We start from the raw sequence: 14,335 nt of genomic DNA on the forward strand, positions 1-14,335 counted from the left end.
GTGAGGCCGTGACGATCGCCGAGTTCGCCGTGTTGCGACCGAACGTTACGATTGGCAACGGGGTGATCATTCACCCGCATGTCGTGATTGAGAGCGGCGTAAGAATCGGGGACAATGTCGAAATCTTTCCGGGGGCCTATATCGGCAAGGCGCCCAAGGGGGCCGGCGCGTTGTCGCGCCCGCCGCGTTTCGAGGCGTGGGTCGATATCGGCGCCGATTGTTCGATCGGACCGCACGCGGTAATTTTCTACGACGTCGCGGTCGGCGTGGGGACTCTGATTGGTGACGGCGCCTCGATCCGTGAACAATCACGGATCGGCTCGAAGACCGTCGTCGGGCGTTACGTCACGGCCAATTACAACACCCGAATCGGCGATCGGGTCCGGGTGCAGGATCACACCTGGCTGGCCGGCAATATGACGATCGAAGACGACGTGTTCATTTCAGGCTGCGTTGGCACTTCGAACGACAATGCGATCGGCCGCAACGGTTACGACGGTTCGCCCATGCTCGGGCCGCACATCGCGCGCGGCGCCGCGATCGGCCTGGGAGCCAACCTGTTGCCAGGCGTCAGAATTGGCGTTGGCGCCATCGTCGGCGCCGGCGCGGTGGTGACGAAGGACGTGCCCGACAGTTCGCTCGTGATGGGCGTCCCGGCGGAGTTCCGACGACGGCTCAAAGAGGTTTAGCGGTGCAGACCTGTGACTCGCTAGCAGTTCGTGCCTAACGTCGAGGGAACACCATTCGTGCGGATCCTCTGTGTCACCAACATGTATCCGAGTCCACACAGACCGGGCTCCGGAGCCTTCGTGTGCCATCAGGTAGAGCAGCTGCGACGGTTCGGCCACACGGTCGACGTCATCGATATTCTCGGATCCCAGTCCAAGATGAATTACCTGCGGTGCGCTCTTGACGTCATGCGAATGACCCGCACGGTGGCATACGACGTCGTCCATGCCCATTACGGTTATTCGGCATATCCTGCAATGTTTCGTTCGCAGGCGCCACTCGTCATCACGCTGCACGGGTCTGACGTACTTGGAAACATGTTTGAAAGCCTGTGTACGCGAGCCGTGTCGCATTTCGCCGATGCCGTCATCGTCGTTTCGGAGGGGATGCGGAGACGGATTCCGGGAGTCGTGATTCCCTGCGGGGTCGACCTCGGCGTATTCAAGCCGTACGATCGCGACAAAGCACGAGCGCGGCTGCAGTGGCCTAAAGACAAGTATATCGTTCTGTTTCCGTTTGATCCGGCACGCCGTGAGAAGAGGTATGATCTGGCGCGAGCGTCAGTCGAGCGACTCGTGCAGGAGGGCGTCGACGCGGAGTTGAAGACGGTTTTCAAATTAGCGAACGGCGAAATGCCGTGGTGCTACAGCGCGGCCGACGCCATGCTTCTCTGCTCGGATCGTGAAGGGTCGCCGACCTCCATCAAGGAAGCTCTCGCGTGCAATCTTCCGGTGGTCGCGACGGATGTCGGCGACGTCGGCGAACTGCTAAGCGGCATCGCGGGAACGCGGATCTGTCCGCCGGACGTCGGCACGATTACCCGCAACCTTCGAGAGGTTCTTGACTGGTCGCGGAGCAGCGAGTTCCGGGGGCGGGCGGCAATGGCGAGGTACGACCAGGCGCTCACGGTGGAAAAGATCGTCAAGGTATATGCCGACGTTCTCTCCAACTTCAGGGCAAGGGCGGCGGGCAAGCGTTTGGTGCGGAGCGGATGACGACAATCCGACGGCTGGACCTTCACCGGCCAACGGAGCCTCGAAGAGCATTGCAGCGCAGACTAACGCCGTGGCCATGGGAGGCACTCTCGGCGGACTCGGCATGATTCTGAGCCTGGCTCCGCAAGGCGTACGGCTCCGTTCGAGCATGGAGCATCGATTTGCCACATCCGCTCGAGAGAAATCCGCACGCACAAACTGCAGCAGCGGTTCCTGGTTCTCACACAGAGGTTGGTCGTACATGATGGGGTTGAGCCGAAGGCGGTTACCTGCGCTTCTTCGCTCGCTCGGATTGATCTCTTCATTCATCGGTCAGGTATTCAAAGGCGCTCTTACGTACGAAACAAGCAACGCTAAGGTGTGCTGCTAGAGCATGATCCGAAAAAGTGAAGCGGTTTTCCGAAAGGATCATGCGCAAACAAGAAGCTAAAGCGCGATGACGATTCAACCTGATCTCATCGCGCTTTAAGCGCGACAGGATACCAGATGCGATATGGCTATCTATTCCGCGCTCGCCAAGAATGTCTCTGCCGCAAGTTGATCCAATGTCTTGAGGGTTCCCCATTGGCCGATGCGTTCAAGCATCTTGCAATACCCAGGCAGCCAGTATTGGGAATAACAGTCATGCAAGCCAAGGACAACCAGTTCATTTGCCTCAATCGCCTTTAGCACAAGCTGTTCCCAATTTTGGTATTCAACTCCATGATAGTACAAGCCAAAATCATCAAACTGTACCGGGATTTTTACAACGCGATTTTCTACATGAGGCATTTGGTTGCCGACCCGCTCCGCCGGAAGCGCCAGCCATTCAAAATTGTAATAACACAAATTGGCGTCTATCGATTTAGGCGTGAGCGCGGATTGGCAAGGGTGATATCCTTTGACGCGGTAATCTATCCGTCGGCATGCTTCGAGTTGTGATACTGCCCCTCGCGGGGCTGCAGGCAGAAGCCAACGCATTGCCTTCCGCATCACGCGGGCATACCGGCGCCTACCACCAAGCGCGCGACTCTCGAGGAACTGTCCAAGCCGATGTGCAGCGCCTGCTCCGATGCGATGGTCAAATGTGTGAAAAGCAATGCAATGACCGTCCTTGGCTATGCTTGCCCGGACATCCGGCAGAAATAAACCAACGGCACTATATGTGGCACGAATACCGACTCGGCGTTCGACAGAAAGCATCTCCTCGAGCGCCTGCGACGCGTTTGTGTTTGCATACGCTTCGAGTTGCGGGTCAATGCCCGCATGACCGATGCCTCTTTCCACGTCATGATAGATGCAGATCGTTTTTGACTTGGTTGGGCTGCCCACTTGGTTCTTTACAGGCTCAATCAGCCGATCTCGATGTTGAGGTACGTCAATAGCCCACCATAGACCCGCGCGCTCCGCTCTAAAATACGCGCATACATGATGGTCATAGATGCGGTCGAAGAGCTCGCGATTCAGCGTTTGTCGCCGCTTGGGATCCGTCATCGAGACGACCAGTTCCGCCGTCGGCATCAAGATGCGCTTCAAATTTCGCTCGACGGCAAAATTCAGAATGCCATTGAGCAGCATGTGATTCCATCCCTTGAACCGATTCTCGATCCGGGATTTGAGTTCGCGCCGCCGTGAGATGCGCTGCACCAGATCCGAAAGATGATTGTTGGTGTAGAGCGTATCTCCGCGGAGCACAAGGTTTGCAGTTGCAACAAGCCCAGCTCTGCCCAAGTGCTGCTGATGCCAGATAATATCGTCGTCAAAAAACAACTCGGGCGGCAAGTCCGCGATGGCACTTGGTGCGGCGTAGAGAACGACTTGCCAAAGCTGATTAGGGACAGCGTCCGGAAACAGTCGTTCGGCTGATGCGAATCCATCGGGTCCACATTTGGGGAGATAGTACAGGCGATGCGGGAAAAAATATCGCGCCTTAACTCCCTTGTTAACGAACTCGTCTCGCCGCGCCTCGGTAATCTCCCGAAAAAACATTATCATCTCCGCCGCCAACCCAATTCCTTACTACTATCCGCCAAGCCGGTCGCAAAAAGTGAGCCGGGTCGAGGCTGTGACTCTGCTAATCCGCACAGCGAGGTCAAGGCGGCGACCGGTGATTGCAGCCGGGTCGGCGGATAGGAATTGGCAATAAATGGGTAACTACGATAGTCCATTGAGCCGCGGTAGTGCGGAATTAGAATTGCAGAAGCAATTCGCTCTAAGTGCCCGTCCCTATGGGGCTGTTCGGAATGCGGATATCGGTGAAGATTGATGCAACCGAAAATAGCGAAGAAGGCATTGAGCCGACGCCAATGATGGAACTGAACAGTAGTTTTTGCGGACTGCCTGTCTGGACGGTTGCTCGGACGGTGAAATGTACCGCATTCGCCAACAGACTTGAAGGATTTCACCCGGTGACCACGTCCGCACAGGGAGTTTCCGCCATGCCGAACTCCAGACAGCGCAATTGTTTCAATAAGGAAGTCTTAGGCAACAACCTGCGTCGTTGCATCAAGTGGGGCTTGGTTGCTGTTGGCCTGACAATGTCGGTCAGTCAAGCGAAGGCCGAATATCGCGTTAACGTTGGAGATGTACTGGAAGTCGCGGTGGCGGGCGTGCCGGATCTCCGACAGCGTACTGCCGTCCAAATCGACGGGAATATTTCATTGCCACTGGTCGGAATGTTGCCGGTAGCCGGCCTACCCTTGCCGCAGATCAGAGCCCAAATCGGGGCCGCACTGGCAAACAAGGTGTTTCGACAGAGGACTTCGGATGGCCGCGAGGTCGTCGTCGTAATCAACGCGGATGAGGTCACTACGACCGTCGCGGAATACAGGCCGATCTACGTAAATGGTGATGTGTCGAAGCCGGGTGAGTATGCTTATCGTCCGGCCACCACCGCGCGCCAACTCATAGCTGTGGCGGGCGGTTACGACGTCATGCATGTGAGAATGAACAACCCGTATCTCGAGTCAGCAGACCTGAGAGCCGAGTATGGATCGCTTTGGACGGAGTTAGCCAAAGAGCAGGCGCGCTTGTGGCGTATCAAGACGGAACTCGGAGAGGCGACCCAGATCAGTCCGAGCACTGCGGAGCACCCACCGATAGCTCGATCGGCGATTTCGGAAATCTTCAATGCAGAAACGGAATATTTGAAGACGAAGCAGAATGACTACAAGCTGGAGAAGGCGTTCCTTCAGCGCGGCCTTCGACAGGGAGACGACGAGGTGCGCGTGCTATCAGAGCAGCAGAAGAGGGAGGAGGAGGGATTCCAGTCGGACCTGGAAGAGTTGCAAAAAGCACAGGATATGTTCGCCAGGGGGACCCTGACCAGCCCGCGCGTTACGGACGCACGTCGAGCGGTGTTGCTGTCATCAACCAGGAAGCTACAGACCTCCGCGCAACTGCTGCAGGTCAAGAAGCAGCAGGCCGAACTCGAGAGGAGGCTGACAAAACTCGACGACCAGCGACGACTTGACTTGCTCCGTGAGCTGCAAGACACAAGCTTAAGGCTTAACCAAATTCGAGAGAAGCTGCAGAGCGTCGGTGAGAAGCTTCAGTACACCGCGATGGTTCGTTCGCAACTCGTACGAGGAGCCGGCAGCAATCCGGACATTGCCGTCATTAGGAAGAGCGAGAAAGGGCCCGAACGGATTGTCGCGACCGAAGACACCGAGTTGCAGCCGGGTGACTCGGTGGAGGTCAGCCTGCGATACCAGGATGTCCCTGACGCACCTCCCCAAAAGGTGGGCATTTCAGGCGCCCCATCGGCGACGGGCCGGACTGACGTGACCGCAGCTGATTCGCTGCGGGTCGACAGCAGGTGATGAGAACCAGAAGCAGCGTGACGTCGGGACCAGCAGATCCAGTTAAACAGACAATTCGCTCCTTTCGACGGCACCATTTGGGTTTCTCATCTGCCAGCGCCAATGGTCGGCACACATCTGGGTCAATGATCGCGTTGATTCCAACCCAAGACCTCTTCCGCAAGTGCCGGGTCGGCATAACAGATTGCAACATCGCCGACCCTGTGTTCGCCGATTTCATAGGGAATTGACCTACAGCTCACGGCCTCGAAAGTCCGAAATGCCTCCAAAACACTGCTGCCGGCTCCTATCCCGAGATGGACGGTCAGCACGCCCGGATGTTTCGGATGGCTCGAAGCACTCAGAATGTTCCGATGCAAGATCGACGACATGAATGAAGTCGCAGATACAGGTGCCATCCGGCGTGTCATAGTCGCTGCCCCAGATCACGAACTTCTCGCTGTCTCCGACCGGCCCCGCGTCGTTTTGGACAATTTGCCTAGGCATGCCACATGATCGAAACCGGAACGACGGCTGGCACTTCAAAACCGGGAAAACGATCACGCAATTGGCATGAAGCTTGTTACGCTATTGAGCGCAAAATTCATCGCAGCAAGGTTATCGCCATCGTCGACCGCGCGAGCCAGTCCGCCGCCAGGCGGCGCCCTCTGCGACATGCTCTTTCGAGCTACCGATTCCGGGCAGGCCACCCCACGCTACTTTCCGTAGACAGTCGTTTTCCGGAAATGTGCGATTGCGGTAGCTGTACCAACGGAGTCACATGGCCTCGCTTCGTTTCTGTTGCGACTGAACTGATCGGCCGGGATCGGACAAGCGAGTTGGTGACTCCATTGCTGCCGCCACGCGCCTCAGCTGTCTAAGGGAGATTGTTGAAGATGGCGAAATCAATCGGCATCAGTGGATTCGAAAACTCGATTCCCTTCAAGAAGAAGCATTGGCCGGGCCTGGAAGAACGCGAATACCGAATTTCTCAAGGTCACGATTCCGCTGCGGTGCTGGTGGTCGATGGCGAGATAGTCGCTGCAGCCGCCGAAGAGCGCTTCAGCCGCAAGAAGCACACCGGTGACTTCCCGATTGGCGCCATCCGCTACTGCCTCGAGACCGCCGGCCTGAACCCCGCCGACGTCGACGAACTTTCCCACGGCTTTGACCATTCTCCCTATAAAGCCGCCTTCAGCCTGGACCCGACTTCCGCCGAGCAATACAAGGAAGTTTTCTCGCGCGAAAAACTGCTTTCGCAAATGAACCAGCACCTGCCGGGGTTCCCCTCCGACAAGGTTCACCACGTCAACCATCATTTATCCCATGCCGCCAGCGCCTACTACACCTCCGGATGGGATGAATGCTTGGTCGTGATCCTCGACGGCATGGGCGAAGTTCACGCCGTTACCGTTTATCACGCCCACGACAACAAGATCGACAAGCTAGCCGAAATCAACGCCCAGGATTCCATCGGCATCCTCTATTCCACTCTCACGCTGCACCTCGGCTTCGATTTCAACTCCGATGAGTACAAAATCATGGGCCTCGCCCCTTACGGGAATCCCGCTCGCTATCATCATTTCTTCGAGCAAGCCGTGGAGCTGCTCGACAATGGCCTGATCAAAATTCCGCTTCTTCGCCTGAACAACGAGCGTCTTGATCGCGAAACCTACGGCGCGACGCGCCGCTACCTCGACCAACACCTCATCCCGGCTCGCGTTCCTGACAGCGACACGAACGACGATCATCGCGACGTCGCTGCGGCATTGCAAGAATGCCTCGATAAAGTCATGCTCCATATCTGCGGTCACTTCGGCCGCAAGACTGGCCTGCGCAAGCTCGCTATGGCGGGTGGTGTCGCGCTCAACTGCACCGCAAATGGCCGTCTTCTTCAGTCCGGTCTATTCGACGACATCTACGTTCAGCCGGCCGCGGGCGACGACGGCTCCGCCCTTGGCGCCGCGCTGTGGTCGGCGTCACGCAACGGCGGCGTAAAAAACGTCAGGATGCCGGTTCCCTTCCTCGGCCCTGAACACTCGGAAGCCGAAATCAACAAGGCTCTCGCCGACGCTGGCAACCGCATAGAGGTCGTACGCTTCCCGAGTCTTGAGCAAACCTGCGCAGAAGCAGCCAAGCTCATCAAGGCCGGACGCGTGCTTGGCTGGTATCGCGGGCGCATGGAGTTCGGTCCGCGAGCCCTGGGTCACCGCAGCATCCTGGCAGATCCCGGCCGTCCAGAGATGCGTGATCGCATCAACGCGATGGTCAAGATGCGCGAAGCCTTCCGCCCGTTTGCTCCGGCGGTGAGTCTCGAACAGGCACAGGATTGGTTCGACCTACCGAAGGGCCTCGAACTTCCGTACATGATTATGACCGCCGACGTTCGTCCCGAGCATCGTGCCGCGCTCCCTGCGATTACGCACGTCAACGGCTCGGCCCGCGTGCAGACGATCAACAAGAAGGACAATCCGGAATTCCTCGCATTGGTGCAGGCCGTCGGCAAAGTGACTGGTCGGGAAATGGTGCTGAACACGAGCTTCAACGTGAAGGGGCAGCCGATCGTCAACACCCCGCGCGAAGCCATCGACACGTTCCTCGGGACAGGCATCGAGTTTCTTTTCCTCGAGAACATACTCGTCTGCCGCGCAGGACGGAAGTAATCGGCGCAAGGGCGCACAGTTTGCGCAGCGTTGGAGTGTCGCCCGCGCTGCTCCAATGAACCAACATCTTAGTGCTCCTGATCGACAATTGGGTGACCAATGCCGCGCCGGGATCGCTACGTCCGCAGGCTTGGCCCTTGGCGCGCAAAATGCAGGGTGACAGCGGCAATGATGCACACGCCGCTCCGTCACGGTCTGCGATGCCAAAATCGCCTCGAGCCTAACGACAGAAGATGGTAAAACCTGCACCGGGAAGACTCGGTAGAACGCTCACGGGTTGCTTCCATAGTTTTCACAGTTCCGCCTCCAGGCGCGCCTAGAATCGCGGGAATAGGAGGGGGTCGCCTATGAAAGAAAGACGATGTAACGTGCAGGCTGCATGCTCATTCTTGGGAAGCTTAGGCTGCAAATCCTCATCTTCGTCCCGTTGAATGTTAGCTCGTTGAAGGGCGGATCTCGGCCCCGAGGGCGAGTGACATTGCATTTTGATACGGAGCACCAAATGGATACCACGCTAGATGACAAGGCCGCAGAAGAGCCACTCACAAGCTTGGAGGAGCAGCTTTCGGACTTTGCGCGCGAACTGGAAGTTAGTCCTTCGGGGCCACCGACCAGCATAAGTGCGTTTCGCCCGCCGCTGGCAACGATTAATCGATTGACGGATTGGCGCCACTTGGCTTTTGTCGGCTCTGTGTTGGCAGCATCCATTTATGGCGCTGCTTGGTGGTGGTCGTCTTCCGCTGATACGGCGATGGCTCCCTCCCCATCCCCCTCACCTCTGACACAAACCCCGCGGAAAGACGCTACGCCGACTGCCGGCGCACTTCCTTCAGACTTGGCGTTGCAGCTCCAATCGATGGCGCGCGATCTCGCTGCCTTGAGGCAAGCCGTCGAACCGCTCAAGGTGAGGCAAGAACAGTTGGTCCGCGACAATGAAAACTTAGCAAGCCAACTCAAGGCGAGCCAGGCAGAAATGGCACGCAACAACGATGCCATCGACCAGATCAAGGATACCCAGATTCAGATGGCGCGCGAAGGCGATGCGATCACCGCGCGGCTCAACGCGAGCCAGGAACAACTGTCTCGTATCATCGCCAGCGCTTCAGAGCCGAGGGTGGAAGCTGAAGAGCCTAGGGCGAGCCCCGAACAGCCAACGGTAAGCCCCGAAATACCAATGCCGCGTCCGCGGCAGCCAACCAATGTTGCCAAGACACACAAATCAACGCCAACCCCGGCACGCCAGCAAGCCAACAGACCGCAACCGCCGGCATGGCCATGGTCAACGCGCTAGAGCCATAATGTTTGCAGACGAGGATCCCCTCCGCTACACTCCGAACGCGCTTCCGCAGTGCGAAATCAAGCACACAAGCGAACGGTTTGCCCGGCCCCACGAGTGCTACGAACTGATCGCTACCCAGAGCTAGGCCGCGTCGGCGGTTGATGAGGTGAAGCGCGCTCGACCATGAAGAACGGCGCCCGTCTGACTTACGGCTTGACGTAGGTCCAGCCCTTCTCCTGCAACTCCATGACGCGCACGACGCCCGATTTCACGACCTCCGCCTGCCGCACAATCGGGATGTCCTTGCTCTCGGCCTTTTGCATTTTCTCCTGAGTGTTGCCGCAGGCCTTGAACGACACTTCGGGCGTGCTCAGGGCCATCTCCTCGAGGCGCGACTTTACGGGCGACGTGTCGTCACGCAGCATGTTCAGGCCGGGCCCAAACGTGACGACTTCGATTTTCACCTTTTCGCCAGCGTCTTTGTAGTATTGGGCAACGTTCGTCGCGTTGTTGAGCGCCAGATTCATCGCGGCGGGGTCGTTGGTGTTCACCTGCAGGATCAAGCGATGTTCTTTCTTCTTCGTTGCAGTGGGATCCTCCATACGGGCGAGCACGGATCGCGTCTGCGCCGCTGTCATTCGCTTCGCTATGTGGTGCCTTGCACGGTTTTCCCTGTGCACGAGGGGTTGCCCATCTGCAGGCGTCCAGTATTTTCCGCCCTGATCCGCGGCCGCGAATGACGTGGAACCCAGAACGGCGATCACTCCCACCACTATCGTCCTGGCAATACGACGAAACCTGACCATTATGCGCCTCCGTTAAAGACAATCATTCTCACACCATCAATGGCTTGGCGTTGCAATGGCGCGCGGCCATCTGCACGCCGCGGCCATCTTCGCGCGCGCCGCATCCAGCCCGGCGAGGGAGAACGACCCGTCTCGGGTAGTCCCGCCTCTAGATGAGAGAAGGACGATGAGTTCACCATTGTCCGGAAGGGACTGCAGCAAGCGAACAACATCCCCGGCGAACGCAACGCCAGGACCGAATGCCGGCGGTGCGGCTGCGACCTGAACCGCCGGACGATCATTCACACGATATGAAATTGTATCATCACCGCCTCCGCGGGAGATGCCGGGGCCCGCGAGCGCCAGCTCCGTCCGGCCGGCGCGACAGCGTATAGATAGCTGCATCGCGGTCTCGTCGGTCCCGCTGCGTGATGATGTCGTCGCGGTCGCGATCGCTGAATAGTCTACGGGCGACGTCGTCTGGCTGACGATCCAGTCGTTTTCGGAGGTCGGACGACGCTGAGATGCGATAGTACGCGTCATTTTATCCAGACACCCGAGGCGCTCCTCGTGTTCCTTCTGAAGGCAGGAACGGAGCTGTGTCATCGGTTCCTGGGCGAACGCAATGCCGCCAGTGCCGCCAAGTGCAATAGTCAGCAGGATCGCGGCGTGTTTCATTGCGATGCATGTGTTGTGCGGGGCTGACGACCCAGCCAAGCTTGCGCCGCAGGAACGCGCGTGAGGCCTGGAACCGTCGCAGCGAGGTTGACGGATTTCCACTTCGGATCGAAACCGGGCGCCTGCAATCTGTCGATGCGCGAGAATAGGTGGTCGACGAAGCGCGCGACGCGCTCAGAACGGTTCGAGTTGTCTGGCCAATTGAAGGCGACCAGAGCGGTCGGCACGGCGATGGTCGAAACCCGTTCACCCTGCTTAATTAGATCGGGATAGTCGGTCGCGTCGAGAGTAGCGGGAAGATAGTAATCCTCGAACTTACTCTCGTACGGGACAGGCAGGAACTTGAAGCCTGACTCCCACCGGCCCTTCACAAAAGCATCCACCGGCTTCGACGTAATGAAGACGACAGCTGCAATCTCGCCTTTGCGCATCTGCTCAAGCGCGATCTGGTGCGGAATGAACGTTTTTTCCACCTCAATATTGAGGCGGCTGAAGATAAGCGGCCCTGAATAGGCAGCAGCGGTGCCCTGGTTGTTGAAGTTGACCTTCTTGCCGGCAAGGTCGTTCAGACTCTGAATCTCCGGGCGAACGAATATCTGGAGTTCGGACGGGAACAGATTCATGACATACGCAATTCGTCGCTGGATGTCCGGCACCTGGCTCTTGTATTCCTCGAGCGCGTCGGAATTGATGATCGCCGCGTCGATGCCGCGCAGATAAAGCAGGGAATTCAGGTTCTCCGTGGCTCCGCGTGTGACGATCGGCAGAACATGCAGGTTGTTTCCATCGTCGACCACGCGGGCGATCTCCGCCGCTAGACGTATCGGCGCGCCCTCGAGGAGGCCTCCGGCCAGGCCGACCGTCCAGGCATTCATGGCCATCACTTCCGGCCTTGGCTGTACCGGTGCGGGCTGAACCGGGTGAGCCTTGTGGGGCCGCAAATTCGGGGGCTGCGCATCCGCCCAAGGCTGAATGGCCAGGAGCAATGCTGCGAACGCGGCGAGCAAGAGCAGCCGACGCCATCCTGTAAATCTTTTCATCCACCCACTCCTTTACACATTCAGCATCCGCGTCGGCGCCTTCGGTCCTCGATTACTGACTTGGAACATCGCCGCACAAGACTGTGCTATCGACGTAGCGCTGCGAGTCACGCCTTCGCCTCCTTGCTTCCTCCAGCTTCAGCACGCGCGTAAAGAGTTCGCGCTTTAGCGAGATCACCTTGCGTTCCATACGTTCCGAGATTTGGAAGGATTAGCGGATCGTAGGTTTCCGCGAGCGCGAAGCTTGCTTGCGCGCCGCCCATCCCAACGGCGCGCTCAAGCACGATCCGCACCGCGCCGATGTTTCCCTGTTCAAGCAGAATGCTCGCCCGCGCGATCAATTTCGCCGCTTGGACCCCTTCGTTAGGATTGACCGGAGCATCGCTCTGGCTGCGCGCCGCTGTGGTTTGGCTCTGGACCGACTTATCCTGGACCGGTTTGTCTTGGACTGTCTTGTTTTGGACAGGCTGGATCTGGCTTGGTCGTACCGGCGCTCTGGGTGGCTCCTCGCGCGCGGCCTGGCTGGGGGTTGCCGGCTGAGACGCAGCGGGGGGAGTTTTCGCCACAGGCGCGCCGCCGTCATGACGCGCCGATGCGAAATCCCTTTCCAACCCCGTAGCGCGCCCGCGTTCGCGCTGCAACAAGCTGCGCAGCTGGGCCACGTCTCGCTCTCCGGCCTGCTTGATCCGTATGACTTCCTCGCTCGCCTTGGAAGCGCGCTCGGTCTCTGCGGCGAGATCGCGGCTTGCTTTTGCGAGATCCCGGACCAGCTGCTCAGCCGGCTCGCGCTCCCGTTGCTGCGATTGCCGTAAGTTGGCGGTATCGTTCGCTTCCGCCTGTTTAAGCTGCGCCGCTTCCTCGCTGCCTTTGGCCGCTTGAGCTTCGTACGCGTAGATCTTGCTGCGCGCCATCGAGAGATCCTGCTCCAGCGCGGCGACTCTCAGGCGGGCCCGCCGTCTTGGCCAATGAGGCAGCCACAGCGGGCTGGAGCCTGGCCCTCCATTCGCGCGCCTGCGCTCAGGACGCACCACAAACAAGAATCGCAAGCGCGCGCTTTTAATTGCACCTGAAAAGGTGCGTGGGGCAAGTACTACAGGTTGGTACTCCGTTTGGCCGAAACAAGCGGGCCGACAATTCTTCCGTGCAACCACAATCACCTGCCGCCAGAATTCTCGCGTTTGCTGCTTGAAGAGCGGCAGCAGCTTCTCGAAACTCTCATCCCGGTGCGCGTCGACTTCCCAGGTCGTTACCCGAGCGCTCAGGGCTTTGCCGTCCCCCTCAATGTCGGCGACTAATCGACGAACAGGCTTCCGAGTAGCGCCCTTCTGGATCGCCATTGCGCTGCTTGAGCGTGCAATGATGTTTCGCACCTAATCGGCCGTGCGCGGAGCGCGTAAGGCTGCAGCGTCGAGCCGTTGCAGCACGGCCATCCGGAATCTGGACCAGCATCCAATCCCTTTGGAGTACTCTCCATTCGTCCACCCACATCAGAAATTCTGCATTCATGCGTCAGGAGTGGGTGATAACTATTTTGACCCGGTGTTCCACCGCGCATGAGCATGAATTTGGTCGAACGGGTTTCCGCTGCAGGAAAGGAACTGCCCCGGAGCAGCCAGCGCCGAGTGGAGGGAGTACGCTCTTGGAATCGAGTCTCAGAAACGAAAGGCCCCCACTGAGGCTGCCAACCGAGGGTCGGCCTGCTGCACCTCGACGGCTACGACCTACACAAGATGTCGCTGATCGAGAGGGCAAAGCCGACAGGAAAACCTCATGTCTCAGAAACTGCTTAAGTTCGCTGCTTGGGCCTGTCTGTGCGCCATTGCTTATTCAACCCTGTCGCCGCTTAGGGACAGACCGATCTTGCTGACCTCGTCAAATCTGGAGCACCTTGCAGCATTTGCCCTTCTCGGCATGGTCTTCTGCTTAGCATATCCCCACCGCACTCTTTCCGTCTTAACCATCGTATTCGGCAGCGCCGCGTTGCTTGAGCTTCTGCAGTTGCTTACTCCGGATCGACACGCGCGAATCCTGGATGCACTCCAAAAAGTTGCTGGAGGTGCCGCAGGCGTTCTCGCCGGCAACGCTGTCTTACGTTTCGACCGAGTTCGTTTCTGGCTGTTGCGCGACCCGACACCTGGCCCATGTCCTGAAATTCGCAGCAAGCCTGTCCCGCATCACGCATCCCGAGCTATCGACAAGGCCGCCAAAATTGCGCATCGTACCAATTTGCACGATTGATCGACGCGTCGCCAAGCCGTCGTGTCAAGCCGTCGTGTACAGCCGTTATCGCGGGCCACCACGATAGTCCGGCCCCATCGAGCCGTCAGGTCAGACCTGCAAGACGGCCATGGGACAACGGCGCCTCGCGATGGAGACCATTGCGCTGA

At 58.4% G+C, this 14,335-nt stretch carries 11 protein-coding genes; 6 read left to right on the forward strand and 5 right to left on the reverse strand.

Going from position 1 to position 14,335, the window contains the following annotated elements; translation table 11 throughout:
* The first annotated feature begins 8 nt into the window (after positions 1–8).
* On the forward strand, positions 9–689 hold the full coding sequence (locus tag JJC00_RS25515; protein WP_200468635.1) for an acyltransferase: 681 nt from the start codon (positions 9–11) through the stop codon (positions 687–689).
* A 120-nt stretch (positions 690–809) separates the two neighbouring features.
* On the forward strand, positions 810–1,724 hold the full coding sequence (locus JJC00_RS25520) for a glycosyltransferase (RefSeq protein WP_200468636.1): 915 nt from the start codon (positions 810–812) through the stop codon (positions 1,722–1,724).
* Between the two features lie 501 nt (positions 1,725–2,225).
* Here the strand turns inward: JJC00_RS25520 and JJC00_RS25525 are convergent.
* A complete protein-coding gene (locus tag JJC00_RS25525; protein WP_200468637.1) occupies positions 2,226–3,692 on the reverse strand; it encodes a hypothetical protein in 1,467 nt (488 codons plus the stop codon).
* Between the two features lie 266 nt (positions 3,693–3,958).
* Between JJC00_RS25525 and JJC00_RS25530 the strand changes: the two genes are divergently transcribed.
* From JJC00_RS25530 to JJC00_RS25540, 3 genes are all read left to right on the forward strand, one after another.
* On the forward strand, positions 3,959–5,524 hold the full coding sequence (locus JJC00_RS25530) for a polysaccharide biosynthesis/export family protein (protein WP_246773916.1): 1,566 nt from the start codon (positions 3,959–3,961) through the stop codon (positions 5,522–5,524).
* Between the two features lie 875 nt (positions 5,525–6,399).
* Positions 6,400–8,166 (forward strand): carbamoyltransferase family protein, encoded by a 1,767-nt coding sequence (locus tag JJC00_RS25535; RefSeq protein WP_200468638.1) that lies wholly within the window; start codon positions 6,400–6,402, stop codon positions 8,164–8,166.
* 502 nt (positions 8,167–8,668) lie between these two features.
* Complete coding sequence (locus JJC00_RS25540) at positions 8,669–9,457, forward strand: hypothetical protein (RefSeq protein WP_200468639.1); 789 nt, start codon at positions 8,669–8,671, stop codon at positions 9,455–9,457.
* 194 nt (positions 9,458–9,651) lie between these two features.
* On the opposite strand, the gene JJC00_RS25545 is transcribed toward JJC00_RS25540, so the two are convergent.
* From JJC00_RS25545 to JJC00_RS25560, 4 genes are all read right to left on the reverse strand, one after another.
* Positions 9,652–10,251: a DsrE family protein gene (locus JJC00_RS25545; RefSeq protein WP_200468640.1), complete on the reverse strand. Its 600-nt coding sequence runs from the start codon at positions 10,249–10,251 to the stop codon at positions 9,652–9,654.
* A 36-nt stretch (positions 10,252–10,287) separates the two neighbouring features.
* On the reverse strand, positions 10,288–10,908 hold the full coding sequence (locus JJC00_RS25550; protein WP_200468641.1) for a hypothetical protein: 621 nt from the start codon (positions 10,906–10,908) through the stop codon (positions 10,288–10,290).
* Positions 10,905–11,948 (reverse strand): TAXI family TRAP transporter solute-binding subunit, encoded by a 1,044-nt coding sequence (locus tag JJC00_RS25555; protein ID WP_200468642.1) that lies wholly within the window; start codon positions 11,946–11,948, stop codon positions 10,905–10,907. The genes JJC00_RS25550 and JJC00_RS25555 overlap by 4 nt, the downstream gene beginning before the upstream one ends.
* A 107-nt stretch (positions 11,949–12,055) precedes the next feature.
* Positions 12,056–13,285: a hypothetical protein gene (locus JJC00_RS25560; protein ID WP_246773917.1), complete on the reverse strand. Its 1,230-nt coding sequence runs from the start codon at positions 13,283–13,285 to the stop codon at positions 12,056–12,058.
* A gap of 433 nt (positions 13,286–13,718) precedes the next feature.
* On the opposite strand from JJC00_RS25560, the gene JJC00_RS25565 reads away from it, so the two are divergent.
* A complete protein-coding gene (locus JJC00_RS25565) occupies positions 13,719–14,186 on the forward strand; it encodes a VanZ family protein (RefSeq protein WP_200468643.1) in 468 nt (155 codons plus the stop codon).
* Positions 14,187–14,335 lie beyond the last annotated feature (149 nt).

Source organism: Bradyrhizobium diazoefficiens (assembly GCF_016616885.1).
Taxonomy (GTDB): domain Bacteria; phylum Pseudomonadota; class Alphaproteobacteria; order Rhizobiales; family Xanthobacteraceae; genus Bradyrhizobium; species Bradyrhizobium diazoefficiens_F.

What these genes read in the sequence shown, in the direction of transcription:
- JJC00_RS25525 (WP_200468637.1), bottom strand. Translation starts at nt 3,692, where the DNA reads ATGTTTTTTCGGGAGATTACCGAGGCGCGGCGAGACGAGTTCGTTAAC.
- JJC00_RS25535 (WP_200468638.1), top strand. Translation starts at nt 6,400, where the DNA reads ATGGCGAAATCAATCGGCATCAGTGGATTCGAAAACTCGATTCCCTTC.
- JJC00_RS25540 (WP_200468639.1), top strand. Translation starts at nt 8,669, where the DNA reads ATGGATACCACGCTAGATGACAAGGCCGCAGAAGAGCCACTCACAAGC.
- JJC00_RS25545 (WP_200468640.1), bottom strand. Translation starts at nt 10,251, where the DNA reads ATGGTCAGGTTTCGTCGTATTGCCAGGACGATAGTGGTGGGAGTGATC.
- JJC00_RS25550 (WP_200468641.1), bottom strand. Translation starts at nt 10,908, where the DNA reads ATGAAACACGCCGCGATCCTGCTGACTATTGCACTTGGCGGCACTGGC.
- JJC00_RS25555 (WP_200468642.1), bottom strand. Translation starts at nt 11,948, where the DNA reads ATGAAAAGATTTACAGGATGGCGTCGGCTGCTCTTGCTCGCCGCGTTC.
- JJC00_RS25560 (WP_246773917.1), bottom strand. Translation starts at nt 13,285, where the DNA reads ATGGCGATCCAGAAGGGCGCTACTCGGAAGCCTGTTCGTCGATTAGTC.
- JJC00_RS25565 (WP_200468643.1), top strand. Translation starts at nt 13,719, where the DNA reads ATGTCTCAGAAACTGCTTAAGTTCGCTGCTTGGGCCTGTCTGTGCGCC.